The 17,915-nt window shown below is 49.9% G+C and carries 14 protein-coding genes; 4 read left to right on the forward strand and 10 right to left on the reverse strand.

Annotated features, from left to right (window positions below):
• Nucleotides 1–9 precede the first annotated feature (9 nt).
• From MTCT_RS01425 to MTCT_RS01450, 6 genes are read right to left on the reverse strand one after another with little or no spacing between them, the layout of a single operon-like run.
• Nucleotides 10–1,008 carry a glycosyltransferase gene (locus MTCT_RS01425; protein WP_048175231.1) on the reverse strand — a complete coding sequence of 333 codons (999 nt, stop codon included), beginning with the start codon at nucleotides 1,006–1,008 and terminating at the stop codon, nucleotides 10–12.
• Complete coding sequence (locus MTCT_RS01430; RefSeq protein ID WP_231855319.1) at nucleotides 1,009–2,040, reverse strand: glycosyltransferase family 2 protein; 1,032 nt, start codon at nucleotides 2,038–2,040, stop codon at nucleotides 1,009–1,011. It lies immediately after the preceding gene.
• Nucleotides 2,040–3,179: a UDP-galactopyranose mutase gene (gene glf, locus MTCT_RS01435; protein WP_048175232.1), complete on the reverse strand. Its 1,140-nt coding sequence runs from the start codon at nucleotides 3,177–3,179 to the stop codon at nucleotides 2,040–2,042. The genes MTCT_RS01430 and glf overlap by 1 nt, the downstream gene beginning before the upstream one ends.
• Nucleotides 3,180–3,189: 10 nt before the next feature.
• Complete coding sequence (locus tag MTCT_RS01440) at nucleotides 3,190–4,050, reverse strand: glycyl-radical enzyme activating protein (protein WP_052457276.1); 861 nt, start codon at nucleotides 4,048–4,050, stop codon at nucleotides 3,190–3,192.
• Nucleotides 4,043–5,959, reverse strand: coding sequence for a glycyl radical enzyme domain-containing protein (locus tag MTCT_RS01445; protein ID WP_048175233.1), 1,917 nt, complete (start codon nucleotides 5,957–5,959; stop codon nucleotides 4,043–4,045). The genes MTCT_RS01440 and MTCT_RS01445 overlap by 8 nt, the downstream gene beginning before the upstream one ends.
• On the reverse strand, nucleotides 5,956–7,215 hold the full coding sequence (locus tag MTCT_RS01450) for a flippase (RefSeq protein WP_048175234.1): 1,260 nt from the start codon (nucleotides 7,213–7,215) through the stop codon (nucleotides 5,956–5,958). The genes MTCT_RS01445 and MTCT_RS01450 overlap by 4 nt, the downstream gene beginning before the upstream one ends.
• A 156-nt stretch (nucleotides 7,216–7,371) precedes the next feature.
• Between MTCT_RS01450 and MTCT_RS01455 the strand changes: the two genes are divergently transcribed.
• The 3 genes from MTCT_RS01455 (at nucleotide 7,372) to MTCT_RS01465 (ending at nucleotide 13,418) form a co-directional block, all read left to right on the forward strand.
• The gene (locus MTCT_RS01455) at nucleotides 7,372–7,968 is read left to right on the forward strand and encodes a hypothetical protein (RefSeq protein WP_048175235.1); all 597 of its coding nucleotides are present in this window, start codon (nucleotides 7,372–7,374) and stop codon (nucleotides 7,966–7,968) included.
• A 6-nt stretch (nucleotides 7,969–7,974) separates the two neighbouring features.
• A complete protein-coding gene (locus MTCT_RS01460) occupies nucleotides 7,975–8,565 on the forward strand; it encodes a metal-dependent hydrolase (protein ID WP_048175236.1) in 591 nt (196 codons plus the stop codon).
• Between the two features lie 194 nt (nucleotides 8,566–8,759).
• Complete coding sequence (locus MTCT_RS01465) at nucleotides 8,760–13,418, forward strand: cobaltochelatase subunit CobN (protein WP_052457280.1); 4,659 nt, start codon at nucleotides 8,760–8,762, stop codon at nucleotides 13,416–13,418.
• Between the two features lie 133 nt (nucleotides 13,419–13,551).
• Here MTCT_RS01465 and MTCT_RS09465 read toward each other — a convergent pair whose 3' ends face one another.
• The 4 genes from MTCT_RS09465 to MTCT_RS09335 form a co-directional block, all read right to left on the reverse strand.
• Nucleotides 13,552–13,767, reverse strand: a complete 216-nt coding sequence (locus MTCT_RS09465; RefSeq protein ID WP_231855320.1) for a hypothetical protein — start codon at nucleotides 13,765–13,767, stop codon at nucleotides 13,552–13,554.
• A 305-nt stretch (nucleotides 13,768–14,072) separates the two neighbouring features.
• Nucleotides 14,073–14,690 carry a hypothetical protein gene (locus MTCT_RS01475; protein ID WP_048176492.1) on the reverse strand — a complete coding sequence of 206 codons (618 nt, stop codon included), beginning with the start codon at nucleotides 14,688–14,690 and terminating at the stop codon, nucleotides 14,073–14,075.
• A 17-nt stretch (nucleotides 14,691–14,707) separates the two neighbouring features.
• Entirely contained in the window at nucleotides 14,708–15,589 is an 882-nt protein-coding gene (locus MTCT_RS09040) for an alpha/beta fold hydrolase (protein WP_052457285.1), read from the reverse strand.
• A 141-nt stretch (nucleotides 15,590–15,730) separates the two neighbouring features.
• Nucleotides 15,731–15,868: a hypothetical protein gene (locus MTCT_RS09335; RefSeq protein WP_158498087.1), complete on the reverse strand. Its 138-nt coding sequence runs from the start codon at nucleotides 15,866–15,868 to the stop codon at nucleotides 15,731–15,733.
• Nucleotides 15,869–16,101: 233 nt separating this feature from the next.
• Here MTCT_RS09335 and MTCT_RS09045 point away from each other — a divergent pair, with 233 nt between their 5' ends.
• Complete coding sequence (locus MTCT_RS09045) at nucleotides 16,102–17,805, forward strand: sensor histidine kinase (protein WP_052457288.1); 1,704 nt, start codon at nucleotides 16,102–16,104, stop codon at nucleotides 17,803–17,805.
• The last annotated feature ends 110 nt before the right edge of the window (nucleotides 17,806–17,915 follow it).

Here is a 17,915-nt window from a genome sequence, read left to right on the forward strand (position 1 = left end):
TAGCTACATTTATAGATCTATTGAAGAACGAATTCCCAATTTTCCTTTTCTACCGTCTGCACTGGCTTTTAATGCAATTCTAAATACATATAATGTCTTAAAGGAAAATATGCTTTTTAATAGAATTAATGTGATAAATACAAGATAGTTAATTGTATAAATAAATTCATTTTTTTTAAGGTACTTATTTTCAAAATAAACTTGATTTCGCATTAGATAGTACATTCTATGCGCATTTAAAGGTGTGAACGATGATAGAAGTGTTTTTTCCTGCCATTTATCTAAATCTTTTATGTAACTACATTTAAGAAGGATTATATGACCTCCCATTTTCGTGATCCTGTAGGTCCAGTCGTAGTCATCAGAATATAAATAGAATTTTTCGTTAGGGTAACCAATAATCTTAACAATTTCCTTCTTAAAAAAAAGACCTCCGTATGGTGCGACAGAGAGTTCTACAAATTTTTGATCGGTTTTATATTTCCTATTTCTTTTTTTAGTGAGTCTATTTTTTATATAATTAGGAATTTCGCATATGTGGAAATTAAAAAAACTGTTTTCTCTACCCATAATAATTTTTGGATCGCCTAATAAAAGCGATTTTGTATAAATTTCTTTTTTTCTGTAAGACAAAAGGGCAAGGGGTTTTCCATAATTAGTTTCCATTTTATCCCAGTATTCTGTAAGAATTCTGAGTGATCCGGGACATGGCATGTTATCATCATCTAGGAGCCATATGAATTCGCATTCAGGGTCACTGTATGCGAGTTCAAGTCCTCTCTTGAATCCACCAGCAGAACCAAGATTCTCTGGTAGATAAAGAACTTCAACATTTGTCCTGTTTTTCGCGTGATATTCCATCAATTTTTCTCTACTCTGCTTATCTGAATTATTATCAACAACTATTACCTTATGGACTCCCTCCCTCAGAGCGGCTTCTATAACCTTTTTGAGTAAGTGGAACCTGTTACCATACGTTACAGTCACAGCAAAGATCTTTCCTTCCATCTAATCACTGTAAAGTATCCTTTTTGGTTTTTCATTATCAAATACGCCCCTTATACCATCGAGATATGAGCAAATTGTAAACTTTATTCTTCTATATTTGTTATCCCTTAACAACATATTCGCCGCTAATGATAAAATCAGATTCTTAAAAAGGAGCATATAAAACCTTAATTTATTTTTTGAATAATTCCTGCCAATATAAGCCAGGTTTCGAGTACCGTAATAAGTTATCCAGAGCTTATCCAGGGAAACTGTGTAAATGGGTTTACCTAAAAATGTTTTTTCACTGAGATCTTTCTTGGAGTCCTCTTTATGGATAATCACACTTCCAGGTACAAGTATCAATTTACCTTGAGTGCCAAGCCTGAGACAGTATTCTATATCATCATGATGAATGAAAAATTCCTCTCTTGGAAGGCCCACCTTTTTGATCTTGTTACTGTTTATGAGTATACCGACAAATGAAGCAGTATCAATGGATACCCACTTCTTTTCATACATTTCTTTACTGAGGGGTGTTTGGATGAGTGGGAAAATTCTCTCAAGGTTTGCATATCCTCTGTGATTAACAGAGATATTATTTTTAGAATCTAGAACTGCACAGCAAATCGCCGAAAGGTCATCTGAAGCATATACAAGTAACTTTTCAAGGCTATCTGGTAGTGGTTCCGCATCGTCGTCCATTAGCCAGATCCAGTCGTATCCGTCCTGGTAGGCTCTTTTGACTCCTTCGTGGAATCCTCCTGCTCCGCCGGTGTTTTCGGGTAGTCTTATGTGGGTGACTCTGATTTCTTCCTGGTTTTCTGGGGTTTTCAGTGTGAGTGTTCCTCCCTCTGGGCTGGGGCTGTAGCCCTCCTGGTGGAGGAGTTCTGGTGTTCCATCGGTTGAGGCGTTGTCTATGATGTATATCGCCTGGAGGGGTCTTGTCTGCTTCATGAGTGCCTCCAGGCATTCCATGAGCAGCTCCTTACGGTTGTAGGTTACCACCACTGCAGCAACCTTCACATCACCGGAAACATCCCTGGAGGCCATCATCTCACCTCCTCCTCAAATACCTCAAGGGCCCTCTTTACAACGTCGTCCATGTCATAGTAGCGGTACTCTGCGAGCCTACCAAGGAGTGTGAGGTTCTCGATTTTCTCTGCGAGTTCCCTGTATTTCCCGTACATCATCCGGGATTCATCTGTGAATACTGGGTAGTAGGGGTCGTTTCCCTCATCATGTTTGCAGGGGTACTCCCTGAGTGTAACGGTCTTTTCTGATTCAGCGGGGTGGAGGTGTTTGAATTCGGTTATCCTGGTGAAGTCGTAGTCGTTGGGGTAGTTCACGGTTGCAGCCTCCTGGAACCACTCTGTATCCAGCCTCTCGAATTGGAGGTCCAGTGAACGGTAGGGGAGCCTTCCATGGGAGTAGTTGAAGAGTTCATCTATCTTACCTGTGAATATCACCCTCCCCTGGAACTCCCTTCCCATGAAGTTGAACTTATCATCCCTTAACTCCAGGACCTCACTGTGCCTGGTGTTTAGGAGGACCTTTATGTTTTCATGGTTGAGCATCCTCTGGATCATCCTGGTGTAGCCCTCTCTGGGCACTCCCTGGTAGGTGTCTGTGAAGTACCGGTCATCCCTTGATAGGACCACCGGGACCCTGGCTGTGACCTCAGGGTCGATCTCCTCAGGCCTCAAACCCCACTGCTTCACGGTGTAGTTGAGGAAGACCTTCCTGTAGACGTAATCCGCCAGGAACCTCACATCGGGGTCCTTATCATTGAGGAGTTCCAGTATGGGGACCCTTGATCCATAGTTGTAGCGTTCAAGGAGCTTATCCTGGATCCTCCTGGAGAGACCCTCCGGGAGTAGCTTCTCCATGCTGTTGAAATTGAATGGCAGCGGCACCTTCACCCCATCGATGAATCCCAGTACATGGTGCTGGTAGTCCCTCCACTCTGTGAACCCTGATAGGTACCTGAAGACGTCCTCGTGGTCAGTGTGGAATATATGGGGACCGTACCGGTGCACCAGGATACCGGTGGGGTCCATTTCATCGTAACAGTTACCAGCGATGTGGTTCCTCTCCTCAACCACCAGGACCTTCCGGTTGAGCTCACATGCTATCCGTTCAGCCATCACAGAACCAGCAAGACCAGCCCCTACTATGATATAGTCGAACATCTATAAACCCTCAGATCTTCATGTAAACCATTTTTAGGGATTCCCTCTCCAGGAGAACCCTGAGGTCCTCTATCTCGGCATCATCTGGAGCCTCAAATTCTCCCATTTCAAGGTTGAGGCTTCTGTACTTCTCGGTGGCGAGTCTATGCGCACCGAGCACCTCTATCTCATCTATACTGTTATTTCTCATGAATTCAATCAACTTATCTATGTTTTCACTGTTAAATGTGTATGGTTTCACAGCAGGAAAGCGGAGTATGATGTCACAGTCAGACAGTAACCTGAAGTTCCTCTTGAAAAGCCTGGTATCCCCACCTATAACGTTAACATCTCCTGTCAGTATCTTGACATCAACGATGAAGAGGTCCACCCTGTCCAGGAGGACCTCCAGATTCTCAGGCTGGACATGGAGGGATGTTTCAACCGCCGTGTGGATACCATCGAGTTTCTCAAGCACCGCAAGGATACCATCCGCCTGCAGTAGCGGCTCTCCGCCTGAGAAGGTCACACCACCCCCGGTTGCCTCATAGTAGTCCAGGTCCCTCAGTATGAGATCTGCAAGTTCCTCCGGTGATAGATCATCACCGTAGACACCCATAGCCCCTGATGGACACTTCTCGGCACACTCCAGATGTTCAGGGTACCTGAATATGTCATCGGGTCTTTCAAGGAACTCACACCCCCTTAAACACTCCAGGCACCCTTTGCACCTATCTGCCCTGAAGTAGACCTCCCGTTCAGGCTTCATGTTCTCGGGGTTGCAGCACCAGGGGCACCTTAAAGTGCAGCCCTTCAGGAATACGGTGGTCCGTATCCCTGGCCCGTCATGGACACTGAACCTCTGAACACCTGTTACCCTCAGCCTAACCATGCCAACCCCCGTGCTCTGAGTACTCAAGGGCCCTCCTCACTATGAGTTCACGGTACTCCTCAGGGAGGTCCCTGAAGTAGGCGCTGAACCCCCAGACCCTCACTATGAGGTCAGGGTGGAGTTCAGGGTCCCTTGCAGCCTCAAGTATAACCTCAGGGTCAACTACGTTCACCTGGAGCTGCATGATGCCCCTCCGGATTCCTGTCTTGATGAGGCCCATGAATTCGCCCCGTGCACGTTCAAGGAAGCTCCTATCGATCATTAGGTCCACCACGCCACCGTTGCATGCCTTGCTGTAATCAAGGCCTGAGGCGAAGTTCAGTATCCCAGTGTAGGACATCCCCTCAAGGAGCCTCACAGGGGATATATGGACGCCCAGGGGCTCCCTGGCACGCCTACCATCAAAGGAGGCCCCTGTCTCCTCTCCATGCCAGATATAGGATGGGGAGCTTAGACCAAACCTGTACCTGCCAGCAAGTTCATCATGGATCATATCTATGATCCTGTTTGTTAAATCCATGACCTCAGGTTCATCCATCCCGTACTTGGGGCCCCTGTTTTCCAGTTCGGATCGGAGGGCCTCGCTGGAGCTGAAGTTATCATCAAGAACCCCAATTATATCATCCAGGTTCATCCTTCCCTTATCAAAGGATAGCCTCTTGATGTTAATGAGTGAGTTCACGAGGTTCCCCATGCCCACAGTCAGAACACCATTGTAGCTGTAGGCGGCACCACCCTCGGCTATGTCCCTGCAGCTTTTGATGCAGTCAGGGAAGAGGAGTGAAAGTGGTGGTGATGGCTCAAATTTCAGTGACTCAACCTCCCTGATAACCCCCTCAATGTACGCCCTGAGGGCGGAGCGGTAGGCATCCAGGAGTTCCTCGAAGCTTCGAGCCCCAGATCTGAGGGCATCAGCCAGTGGGATGAGGAGGTTAAGGGTTGCAAGGTTGTTCTGGTCTGAGGATCTCCCGGGGATGAGGGGCTCCCAGCAGGCGGAGGTCCCGTAGTTCTCTGCATCATCACCATAGTACTCCCTGAGGGCGTCCACAATCACCTCATCATTTGCAATGAGGGGATAGCCGAGTCCACGCTCAATACAGTCAAGGGCGAGCTCCCATACATCCTCAGGTGTATCCCGGTTCACCCTGAGCACGATCTTGGGGTCAGGGAGGCCCAGTTCCATCATAACATCAAGGAAGATCCTGGTGAGGTCATTGCATTCACCCCCAAGGACTATAACCTGCCCTGTATCCCCGGGTAGGGTGTTACTCTTGAAGTCAGGATAAAGGGAAAGTGCCCTTATGAGGTCCTCAATGATGCTGTGGGTGTCCTCACTGGATGGGTAGCCATCAAGGGTCCTGTCAAGTCTTCCAAGACCTATCAGTGGATGACCATAGGTCCAGAGCAGTGAATTGAAGGTTAAAAGTAGCTGGATGGCATCCTCAAGGGTTTCAGGTGCCCCTGATGGTATATCCACCCCTGCTTCAGAACTGCACCTTTCAAGGTAACCACTCACCGCCCTTAGTGTCCTCATGAGTACCTGGGCGTATCCTGTTGAGTCCTCCCTTAACTTATCCTCAAGGATCCTACCGATTCCATCAACCCCGTTTTCAAGCAGGAACCTGTAGTCAGGGGTGAGGTTCCCGAGTCTCCTGTAACCAGGGTACTCCATAACATGTAGGGTTGTATCTATGCTGTAGAGAAATCTACCAGGGGAGGGGGTTATGCGGGCAACTCTGCAGACATCCTCGAACTGCTGGATCCTCCTCTCAAGGATATCACCACTCCCCCCTATGAGTCTGGTTCTAAGGAGAGATCCAATACCACCTCTCTGATAGACTGTATAGTATGCTCTCATATAGGGGAAGAGCGGCGTCCTCCTCATAACATTTATAACGTGCTCCTTCATAGGATACCCATCCTCCTCAGAATAATATATTCAATCACCCCGATAACAATTTCTGTGAGTACAACCGCGATTGCTGCCCCTGTTGACCCAATGAGAAATACAAGGCCCACGAGTAGAGCCAGGTGAAGCACCCCTGCAACCAGGACTATCCAGGTGAACTTCTCCTTGTAGCCGAATGAGACAAGCCCCTGGATACCCAGGATGTTGTTGACCCCCACCGCAAATATTATGAAGACGAGTATCTGGAGGAGGTGTATACTCTCAGCATATTTTGGACCTGCAAGGATACCAACTATGAGGGGGGCGAGTAATGCGATTACCAGGGATGCAATGAAGGTCAGAACACCCATTATAAGGAGCATCTTTCTGAGTTCAAGGCGGGCACGTTTCTTATCCTCACTGTGGACCTTTGCAAAGTAGGGGTATATGGCCTGGCTTATGGGTGATACGAGCCCCTGAAGGGCCTTTGTGATATCCTCGGCCACAGCATAGTAACCCACAACGGCAGGCCCGGTTAGGAGGCCCAGTATGAACCTGTTGGATGTCGTGTAGAGGCTGATTGCAAGTGTTGATATGAAGAGGTGCCAGCCCTCCTCCAGCTGCCTCCTTATATCACTGATCCCTGGTAGGGTGAATTTAACATCGAACTCCCTGGTAACTATCCTCTGGCTGTAGACCCCCACTGCAATGTAACCTGCGGATGTTAGGAGGGGCACGTAGAGGTAATCCGATGGGGACCTCACCACGATGAATATGAGTGCCGTGTAGATGAGGGAGCTTACGATCCGCAGTATACTTATGTAGCGCATCCTCTCAACGCCCTGGAAGAACCAGACCGGGAAGAGGAGGTTCCCCAGGACGAGGCCATAGGTGAAAAGGTAGAGGAGAAGGTCTGACCTGAACCTCCCAATTGAGAGGACCACAATGAGCATGAGAATAAATGTGATGCACATGAGTATGGTCTTGGTTACCATCACCGAGCTGTATATGCACGAGACCTTCCGGGGATCCTCACGGTTTATGGAGATCTCCCTGGTTGCCGAGAGGTTGAAGCCGTAGTCTGTGAGGAGCTGGAAGTAGGTTATGAATGCCACTGCAAAGGCCACCTTCCCGAAGTTGGCCGGGCCAAGGACCCTGGTGAGGTAGGGGAACGTTACAAGGGGGAGGAGATACTGCACCATCTGTATCCCGGTGAGCGACACTATGTTGTCCAGCACCCTCCGGTATTCACTGTTATCAAGTATCCGCCGGATCATCCATTCACCATCAAATCCATTCTCCTGAATATAGAACTTGACACGCCCAGTAAGGCACATCCATCGAATCTGTTATTTCATATTCTCTCTGTAAACCCATCGTATAAAACCATCTCATACGAAAAATTTAAATAATATTACTTAATACTTTATTTTATGAAACTCATAAACATTGTCTCCTGCCTTGAGGATGGCAACGTTATTGAGTGTGGTGGAAATGCCCTCGAGGCCTACCAGGGGATACTGGAGGCCATTAAGGAGGGTGAAATCACCACTCGGGCCACACCGGTATACCTGGTAACACCCATGCCCCTCAAGGCGGGGCTCCTCCAGATACTCAGGGCCCATAAACCAGGCGCCAGTGAGAAGCTAACCATAACCGAGATAATGAATGAGATAGCATCAACCCGGGGCGAAACCTGGGTCTTCATGGACCACTTCGAGGACCTCACAGAGAAGGCCGCACTGAAGTACCTCTGGCTACATGAAAACGGGAACGTGAACTACATGGCGGCCCTCAACGGCACCATGAGAAGTGATGTGAGGTCATTCTACTCAACCTTCCAGAGGCTCAACCCCCATGAGTGCCTGGACGACGAGGCCATTGACGTCACAGGGGCATTCATGGCACTGATGTCCATACTCATGGCACTGGGATACTTCAAGGTGGGCCTTGAATACGGGATCCTCATAACAGGGGCGCTCTGGTTTGCCCTCATGGGCTTCAGGACAATGAACTACATCTTAAGGTGATAACCCTTGAGGTTCAGAACACACATAACAGCTGCAGTGGCACTCTTCCTCATGGTAAACCTCATCCACCCTGTAAATTCTCTGATCAACGGGGCCCTCCTCGCCGGTACTGGATCAGTGCTCCCTGACATCCTGGACTTCCTTGCCGGGAGGCACAGGGGCATCGGACACACACTTCTAATTCTACCACCCCTTCTACTTCTATCACTGAGGAGTCCAGGGATCGGGGTGCCTCTGCTTGTTGGGGTATCATCCCACCTGACCCTGGACCTCTTCACGGTCCGCGGATGCCCCCTGCTATACCCCCTCAATGACACACCCTACCACTGCCTCCGCAGGAACAGGAGGATAAGGACAGGGACAGCCGGCGAGTGGGCCATCCTTTCATTCCTTCTTGTCGTCACGGTTGTCGCATCCCTCCTATCTGTGGGTGCCTTTGACGATGAAATAAACAGCAGCATGCAGAACAGCAAGGGGGAGTCAGGGACCAGGACCCTCACCGTGGACATACAGGTTGATGCTGACAGGGACGTCAATGTGACTGCTCACCATACCAACGGGTCTGAGTGTGTCCTCGTGGACTACCCGGATGACTGACGGCTCCACACCCTGTACTGTAATACAGTCGTTGATTACCCGGATGACTGACGGCTCCACACCCTGTACTGTAATACAGTAACAGAAAAAAACTTCATTTCAGTAATAATAAAATTAATATAATTAAAATAATAATACTTTCACTGCTTATAATTCAGGGAGGTGATTGAATATTTGATACCCGGGTAATATTTATGGCACTGGTTTTCCTCATGGTACTGCCGGGGACAGCGAGTGCAGAGAACGCATCAGACAATGGAACCATCGACGTCCTTGTTATACACTCCATTGAGGGGACAAGGGTTGTGAATGATGCAGCCCACAGGGTCCTCCAGGACTACCCTGACAGGAACATCACAGTGAGGGTCAGAAGCACACCCCAGATAGTTAACTCCACACCCGAGGAGATAGAGGCTCTACTCAACTCCTCTGACGTTATAATATGCAACTACCTGGGGACAGAGGACTACACAAGGATACTGAGGGTCCTCACAGATAAACCCGGGATCCTCAACGGCAGATTCTTCGCAGTATTTGACGGGGCAAGTGGAATAGAACTTGTTAAGATGAGCAGGATAAATGATGAGACGGTCTTCAACGGCGTCCCTGATACCGTTGTGACAGCAGTGAGCAGGGCCCTCAGGGTACTTGAACCCCTCCCATTCCTGGAGGGCTACGTCAACCAGTACCCCCAGATAGCACTCTGGGCACAGGGAGAGGGCTACTACTGCTACAGGAACGTGGAAAGCTACAGGAACCAGATACTCTGGGCAGCTGACATATGGGCCAGGGGAAGGAGCATTAACCTCAATGTGAGCTATGACCCTCCAAGGGCAGCTCCAAGGGAACTGCTCTACCGTGACGGCAGACTGTACGTGAACCTCACAGACTACCTCAGGGACTACCCCCAGGATCCCTCCAGACCAACCATCGGACTCATAGAGTCAGAGAGCAACATGCTGGGTGGTGGAACAGCACACATAGACAGCCTGATAGAGAAACTCAGGGACAGGTACAATATAATCTCAGCAGTTGCAAGGTACGGTGATAACACATACTCAGCCATGGTCAGATTCTTCACCACAGCACCGGATACAGCCTCTTTCGAGGCCAACAGGACACTCTACACTCCACGTGTGGATGCCATAGTATCCTTCAGCACCTACCTTCTCGGGGGGACATCCTCAGATAAGGTCACAGAACTCCTAAGGTTCCTGAATGTCCCTGTACTGAGGGGAGTTATAGTGAACACCAGGACAGTTGAGGACTGGCTTGTATCCAGTGACGGTGTCACACCCTGGAGCATGGACGACATAATGGGACAGGCAGGATTCCCTGAAACACAGGGCCTCATAGAGCCCATAATAATCGCTGCATCAGAATTCCAGTCAGACAACACCACAGGGGCCTACACCTACTCCTACTCACCACTACCCGACAGGATAGAGAAACTGGCAGAGAGACTCACAAACTGGGTTAACCTCAGGGTGAAACCCGCATCAGAGAAGAAGATAGCCATAATATACTACAACTACCCGCCGGGCAAATCAGAGATAGGAGCAAGCTACCTAAATGTCCCTCAGAGCATCTATGAGATACTCCTCAACCTGAAGAGAGATGGATACATGGTCGGGAACATCACAGGAGCAGATGAACTCGTAACCCTCATGGTTGAGAGGGGAATAAACATTGCAAACTGGGCACCCGGTGAACTCGAGAGACTGGCAGACACCCCCGGTGTTATACTCTGGGATGCCGAGGAATACCTCAGATGGTTCCAGGGCCTCAACCCCATCGCACGAAGATACGTCACAGAGGGACCAACAGCATACATGGAGGAACTCCTGAAAATGGGCCTCCAGAGGAATGCTGGGGCGGAGACCCTCATGAATGCCCTGAACTCATGGTACGCTGAGATGAAGGACAACATAAAGTCATCAGATAAAGCCTCTGAGGGGTTGCAATTACTTGAAGTCATGTACACGGCGCTCAGGGGAGTTATAAACGGCAACTCAAGTCTATGGGACACTTTCCAGGCTGCAAGGAACTCCTTCATGCTCCTTGCAATACCGGGCCTCTGTGGCTGGGGAGAACCCCCTGGAAATGTCATGACCGTTACAAGGAATGGCAGAAAGTACATCGTAATACCTGGATTCATGATGGGAAACGTCTTCATCGGACCCCAGCCCCAGCGGGGATGGGAAGCCAGCCCTGAGATGCTCTACAACGTGGGTGTACTCCCACCACACCACCAGTACCTGGCCTACTATGCATGGATAAACACGGTCTTCAATGCCAGCGCAATGATACACATGGGTACCATGGGAAGCTACGAGTGGCTCCCTGGCAAGGAGGTCATGCTCGCAGGCTTCGACTTCCCTGATATTGTGGTGGATGAGACACCTTCAATCTACATCTACCGCGTTGATAACGCAGCTGATGGCCTTGCAGCCAAGAGAAGAGGCCTTGCAGTTATAATTGACCACCTGACACCCGCAATGAAATCAACAACCCTCTACGGAGAACTGCTACAGCTCAAAAACCTCATAGAGGGATACAAGAACGCACAGGATGAGCAGCTCAAAGAGAGGTACCTCTCCGAGATAAGAACCACGGCAGTCGGGGCAAAGCTTGAAGAGGAAATCGGCCTCAGCATTGAAAACTCGACAGCAGATAAGCTCATACCCGCACTGTCCGCCTATCTCCTCAGGATAGAGGGCACCCTCATACCCTACGGCCTCCACACCTTTGGAAGGGAGTGGAGCAACGATGCAATAGGCTACATGGTCACATCAATGATAACACAGGATGGATCATTCTACAGGATACTGGCAGCAGAATACGGATGGATATACGAGGAACTCACACCTGATCAGCTCTCCATACTTGAGAACCGGACACTTGGAATGGTCCAGGCACTCCTCAATGGATCAGAACCAGAGAACCTGACATCCTCACCGGACATCCTTGCAGTCCTAAGGAGTGCAGCTGAATACATATCACTCATCAGAAAGAGCACAGAGATGGAGATGTCATCACTTCTAAACGCCCTCAGGGGCGGCTACGTGGAACCTGGACTCGGAAAGGAGCCCCTCATGAATCCATCAGTCCTCCCCACCGGCAGGAACTTCTACACCATCGATCCAAGCATAGTACCCACATCAGCAGCATACAAACTCGGCTCCGAGATCGTCAGGAAGGTCCTCGCCACCTACACCGAGCTTCCAGAGAAGCTGGCAGTTGTGATCTGGGGAGTGGACACAGCAAGGGACGATGGTGCAATGGTGGGCTTCGTCCTGAACCTTCTGGGTGTTAAACCGGTGTGGAGCAGTTCAGGAACGGTGACCGGGGTGACCCTAATACCCCTGAGTGAACTTGGAAGACCAAGGATAGACGCTGTTGTCACAGTGAGCGGACTCTTCAGGGATGTCTATGGACAGGCAGCCATAACAATGGACAGGGCCTTCAGGCTGGCCCTCGCAGCATCTTACAACACCATACTCTCAGAACAGCCCGGTGTATCCGAGGCTCTGGAGGCTGCAGTTAAACCTCTCAGGACCATAAAACTCTTCCAGGCGGGAAATGACCCCATCGAGATGAACAGGGTGGCGGAGCACTGGCTTGAACTCGTCATCAAGTACATGAACGCAGGGATGAATGCATCCACAGCAGGTAACATGGCCATCTACAGGATATTCGCCCCACCCCTCGGATCCTACGGTACAGGGGTTAAGGAGGCAGGTGAAATGTCCTGGACCTACAACAGTACAGATGAACTCGCCGACTTATTCATGAGCCGCATGGGAACATCCTACTCAGAGGCCGGGTGGGGTGTTAAGAACACTGACCTCTTTGCAGATCTCCTTAAGGATGTCTCAGCGGTCTACCAGGGAAGAAGCACCTACCTTGTGGGTGTGGCGGAGAACGATGACATGGCAGACTACCTTGGAGGACTATCACTTGCGATAAGGAAGCTCACAGGCAGTTCACCCGCGGTTAACATAATAACATCCGCAGGAGGAACCAGCGAGATCATTTCACTTCAGGGGGCACTGGCCCTTGATATGAGGACAAGGTACCTCAACCCTGAGTACGTGAGGTCACTCATCTCTGAGGGCTACGCAGGGGCCAACAGATTATCATCCGCTGTGAGGTCCCTCTGGTTGTGGCAGAGCACAGCCCCTGGAAGTGTTCCATCATGGACCTGGGATGAACTCATGGACACCTACGTCAGGGATGTTAATGGACTGGGTATTAGAGACTGGCTTTCAGGCAGGAACTCCTATGCAATGATATCCATTACAGGTACAATGCTCACAGCCGCCCATGAAGGCTACTGGAAGCCTGATGAGGGAACACTCAGGCTGCTGGCATCCACATGGGCATCACTAACAGCAGAAAACGGTGTCGCATGCTGTGACTGCAGCTGCGGTAACATTGCAATGATGCAGTGGGCCATGCAGTATGTGAATCCTGATCTTCTCTCAAGGGTCAAGGAGAAGCTGTATGCTGCCACAAAGAGCGCAGCCTTCACACCATCATCTGATGGTGGATCCACACCGACAGTACCCTCAAATCCAGGAAATCCACAGTCACCAGGCACATCCTCTGATGATATGGGATCACAGCAGCAGCGTGGATCACATAGTTCAGCTGTTTCAACATTAACACCTGGAATGGAGGCAGCTACATACTCTAAACCTGGTGAAACATCAGCTAAGGCCTATGAGGTTAGCAGAGCCTCAGATTCAGTGAACTTAAGGACTGGAATACCGGTCTATGCAATAGTGGGTATCGTGGCGATAGTGGCTCTTTTAGGGCTTGGATACTTCTTTGGCCCTGGAAGAAAATGAATCCCACCCCCACATATTTTTTTTAAGTGATGTTCATTTATTGATGTCAGGTTCACATGAAGCAGATTACTGGCTTCTGTTGGTAAGTTTATTCGGGATCTGTGCATGGGATGATCCGGTTTACGCTTGTTACTCAGGACTTCCTCATCATCTCTCTACCATGGAGAAATAATGCACAGAGGAATGAGAGCAATTTCCCTATGTTCTCAATGTACTGCACTGATGTGTATACAGCATCACCCACCTTCACCACCCTTGCCTCATCATCAATCTGCATGATGGCCTCACCCTCAGGGATGTAGTGGACCTCCATGGACCCCCTCAGGCGGTGGGGGCAGTGATGCCTCACCTTCTCTCAGCAGGGCATGGGCGAGGCTGAAGTTCATCTCAGAGGGTCATTCTTCGGGTGGAGGATCCCAGAGAGCAGGGTAGCATCCGGGACCCTCTCATATTCGCGGCCAGGAGGGTTCTTAACATTCAGATAAACCATCACCAGTCAGGAATCACATGTAGTCCTTCTTAGCCAACATTCAGATAAACCATCATCGGTCAGCACATGTAGTCCTTCTTAGCCAACATTCAGATAAACCATCATCGGTCAGCACATGTAGTCCTTCTTAGCCAACATTCAGATAAACCATCACCAGTCAGGAATCACATGTAGAAGTCCTTCTTAACCCGCCTGGCCTCTTCTGGCTTTCCCTGGGGGTGGTAAATGTAATCTGCACTGAGGACTATGCGGCCATTCCCTTCTCTCAGGGTGAAGTTCCCGCCGAAGAAGGTCTCAACACCGTTTATCCTGAAGTCACCGGTGAAGTTTCTTCCATCATTCATGAAACTCCCACCTCCAGTCCAGGCGGCACAGGTCATGCTGTAGTGTCCCCGGAGGGGTGTGCTGAACATTGCAGACTTCAGGTCACCACTCAGGAGTGATAGAACTGTATCCCAGGTGACGTCGATGTGGTCTATGTGGCCCGTTCCACTCAACCCGCTCTCATTGTAGCATATCCTGGTACCGTTGACCTCATGGGTGTCAAGGTTCTCTGCACCGGGGAGCACTATCTGGAACCTGAAGTCCCTCCCCCTACCATTTATTGAGTAGTAGCCACCCAGGGAACCCTCACCCGGCTTATTTGCCGGGATTGATGTGTATGATGTGTAACTGTAGGGTATCTGTGCGAATATTGCATCATCGAAGACCTCAACCGCAAGTACCGTGACTATTATGAGTCCAGCTATAACACCTGCAACTATCAGAATCCTCCTATCCATGGGAAACCTCCATCCTGTCATCGGTATTTAACAATCTCCATCCTCCTGACGGTTCTTCCATCACCCCAGCTGCCCATGCCAAGGAGCCTCCCGGTATCGGCGTCCGCGAGTGTTTTATTTTCACGTGCAAGTTCCATCATCATATCCAGGACCTTCCAGTAGCCACTGTAGTCCAGGTTGTCAACCAGTAACCCGAATTCATCTGAAACTGCAAGTGGTGAGATGTGGTCAGCCACCAGGTTGCGGTCTGAGCGCACAAGGAGGAACAGCTTCCTGTCCCCGGGTATCTGGGGTGTGGACCTCATTATCCTGTAGGAGTCCGCCGTCCCTGTTATATTATCCCTGTCCCCGGCCATAACCACAAGCAGTGTGTCTGGGGGGACACCGCTGAGGTTCTCGAATTTCCTGCCCCCCTCAGAGTCCCCTGTCTGCACCACCAGGATACCATCAGGGTCCGGTATATCCTCCCGGGATGCCAGGTTGAGGGCTATTATGCCCCCGGCTGAGTGGCCTGCAAGGAAGAGTTCACCGTTCCATTCACCCCCCACTCTCCTGAGGGCCTCCCCAATCGCATCCGCGGCATTATCGGTGAAGGCATCTGATGCTGTATCCAGAAGGTTCTGGTAGCGCGGGTAGATTACGATGTTCCCCTCCCTCACAAGGTGCCTTATCCAGGCCATGTAGAAGAGGGGCTCCGTGGCGGCCCAGCCATGGATGAATACCACGACAGGGTAACTCCCTGGTTCTGATGGTTTGAAGATCCAGTACCTCTGGCTTCCCTCACCGTGGCTCTCGGTTATCATCCCGTAACCCGGTTCATCAGTGACCCCGCCGCTGAGGGCTGTGCTTGAGGGGATCATCAGGATCATGGAGAGGAGGATAGCTGTCCATATTTTCATGGATCTTCACCGGTTGACCTTCTGTTACTCATTGGTTAAATAACTGCATGGGTTCCCTTCACATGTTCTCCTGCCCATGACAGTTTTTTCACGGACCGGATCTCAAGCCGCATCTGACTTTTCAGTCCCCTTCATCAGACCTCAGAGGATCCTTTCACTGTCCAGGCACACCCTTGCACCGCATGATGGGCATACAAGATAGTAAAACCGTTCCCGGTGGCTCCCATGAAGTTCGGATGATACATTGGCCCTGCAGAGAGGGCAGAGGAAACGTTTCATACATCAACCCCCAACCACATAAAGTGCTGGAAAACTCATTGAATATAATTTTCTGAGTGAATGTTAATAAATGCTTACCCCCACTGTAATTCACTTAGAAGCAGAACAGTGAATGTTAATAAATGCCCGTCTCAATCAGTAATTCACTTCGAACCAGAACCTTTTCACTGATACTCAACCCAGTTAATAACTCATTTCGAAGATTTTATTAATAATGGGGGATATAACGTTCCATGGGATTGAAGATGGAGTGGTCTGATTCTGTTCTTTTTGCAAGGAGGATCTCAGTTTCTGCCTCAGCAACCGTGATTGTGATATCATCACTTATACTTGCAGGCTGGGCAGCCGGTAACCAGCATCTCATGGGCAGTGTCCTGGGATCCCCACCCACACAGCCGGTGACCGCCATCCTCTTCATACCCCTGGCAGCTTCCCTCATAGCCCTCGCAAGGGGTTTCAGGGGTCCTGCGATACTTACAGGGACATTTCTCCTGGTATTCTACCTCCTGACAATTTCCGCTTACATCCAGGGTGCTGAATACGGGTATAACTCGAGGCTCATAACATCCGTTCTCTTCCTGATATACGCCGCTGTCCTGTTTCTCTTCTCAACATCAAGGTTCAGCGTGGCCCAGATAATCACCTTCCCGGCTGGTGTGATCTCCTACTGCGTCCTGGTGGGCTACGTGGCGGGTATCGGTGTCTATGGAGAGTACTTCCTCATGGCACTCTACACTGCGGTGCTCCACATACTCATAGCCGTATCCATACTCTCCCTCTTTCCCGAGAGGGGGGTTATGGCGCCCCTCCACGCATCATTTGTTGGTGGCCACATAGTCAGGCTCATACTTCCAGTGATGATAGCCAGTATAACCGTCCTGGGCCTTCTGACGCTTAAGATGAGGTATCACATGTTCCCGGGTTTCGGTGAGGTCTTCCTCATGGGCATGACAGTATCCCTCATAATAGTCTCCGTCATAATCGTCGCGGCGGAACTCAACAGGATTGATCTTAAAAGGAAAACCTACAGGAGGGACCTCAGGAGGACCCAGCGATTCTTCAGGGACGTCCTTGAGAACCTGGCAGAGGCCGTTGCAGTGTTCGACGCTGAGGGGAACATCTTATACCAGAACACGGCAATGAAGAGGCTGGGAGTTGTGGATTTTCCTGAGTACAGCGGCGAAAGGAGGCCGGTGATAATTGACAGGACGGACCTCAAGGGTAGGCACTACACCGGCTGGATGGTCCCGAGGTTTCAGGGTGATGAATATGCCGGGTTCATAGTCTCACTAACAGACATAACAGACCTCATACTGGCCAAGAGGTCCCTTGAGGATACACTCATGGAGAGGGACGCCCTTCTTGCTGAGGTCCATCACAGGGTCAAGAATAACCTCCAGATCATAATAAGCCTCCTTAACATCCAGGCCATGAATGCAGATGATGATACCCGCAGGATCCTGATGGATACCCAGAGCAGGGTGAGGGCAATGGCAATCATCCACGAGACCCTCTATGACAGCGGGGACTTTTCAGGTGTTCTGATGGATTCATTCATAACCAGGCTAATGGAGAGACTGATAACGGTGCACTCAGCCCACGGGGTGCACTTCAGGGTGGATGCTGATGTCCGCCTGAACCTTGAAACAGCCATACCACTGGCACTCTTCATCAACGAGGCCCTCACAAACTCCATAAGACATGCCTTCCCTGAGGGAGAGGGCATGATTGATGTTCGCATCACCTCCAATGACCATCTTCACCTGACAGCTGCAGATGATGGTGTCGGTATCGAAAACCCACCCGCCGGTACCGTGGGCATCTCACTAATGCGTGCCCTGGCAGATCAGCTCGATGGAGAATTTGAGCTGATCTCTGATAATGGTACTGTGGTGTCCCTGCATTTCAGGGAACTTGAATATAAAAGCAGGTTCTAGGTCTTGGTTTTATTCAGGGCAGGGTGGATTGTTAGGGTTGCTCTTACTCAAAGCATGCCCCACTTTTTCCTGTAGGATGCCTTCACAAATAATAAAAAAATAAAAAATGG

Origin of the sequence: Methanothermobacter sp. CaT2 (assembly GCF_000828575.1) — an archaeon.
Classification (GTDB): domain Archaea; phylum Methanobacteriota; class Methanobacteria; order Methanobacteriales; family Methanothermobacteraceae; genus Methanothermobacter.

Bases quoted from the DNA above. Each gene is read 5' to 3' on its own strand.
- MTCT_RS01425 (WP_048175231.1), bottom strand. From the start codon at position 1,008: ATGGAAGGAAAGATCTTTGCTGTGACTGTAACGTATGGTAACAGGTTC.
- MTCT_RS01455 (WP_048175235.1), top strand. From the start codon at position 7,372: ATGAAACTCATAAACATTGTCTCCTGCCTTGAGGATGGCAACGTTATT.
- MTCT_RS01440 (WP_052457276.1), bottom strand. From the start codon at position 4,050: ATGGTTAGGCTGAGGGTAACAGGTGTTCAGAGGTTCAGTGTCCATGAC.
- MTCT_RS01475 (WP_048176492.1), bottom strand. From the start codon at position 14,690: ATGGATAGGAGGATTCTGATAGTTGCAGGTGTTATAGCTGGACTCATA.
- glf (WP_048175232.1), bottom strand. From the start codon at position 3,179: ATGTTCGACTATATCATAGTAGGGGCTGGTCTTGCTGGTTCTGTGATG.
- MTCT_RS01465 (WP_052457280.1), top strand. From the start codon at position 8,760: ATGGCACTGGTTTTCCTCATGGTACTGCCGGGGACAGCGAGTGCAGAG.
- MTCT_RS01445 (WP_048175233.1), bottom strand. From the start codon at position 5,959: ATGAAGGAGCACGTTATAAATGTTATGAGGAGGACGCCGCTCTTCCCC.
- MTCT_RS09040 (WP_052457285.1), bottom strand. From the start codon at position 15,589: ATGAAAATATGGACAGCTATCCTCCTCTCCATGATCCTGATGATCCCC.
- MTCT_RS01450 (WP_048175234.1), bottom strand. From the start codon at position 7,215: ATGATCCGGCGGATACTTGATAACAGTGAATACCGGAGGGTGCTGGAC.
- MTCT_RS09045 (WP_052457288.1), top strand. From the start codon at position 16,102: ATGGGATTGAAGATGGAGTGGTCTGATTCTGTTCTTTTTGCAAGGAGG.
- MTCT_RS01430 (WP_231855319.1), bottom strand. From the start codon at position 2,040: ATGGCCTCCAGGGATGTTTCCGGTGATGTGAAGGTTGCTGCAGTGGTG.
- MTCT_RS09335 (WP_158498087.1), bottom strand. From the start codon at position 15,868: ATGAAACGTTTCCTCTGCCCTCTCTGCAGGGCCAATGTATCATCCGAA.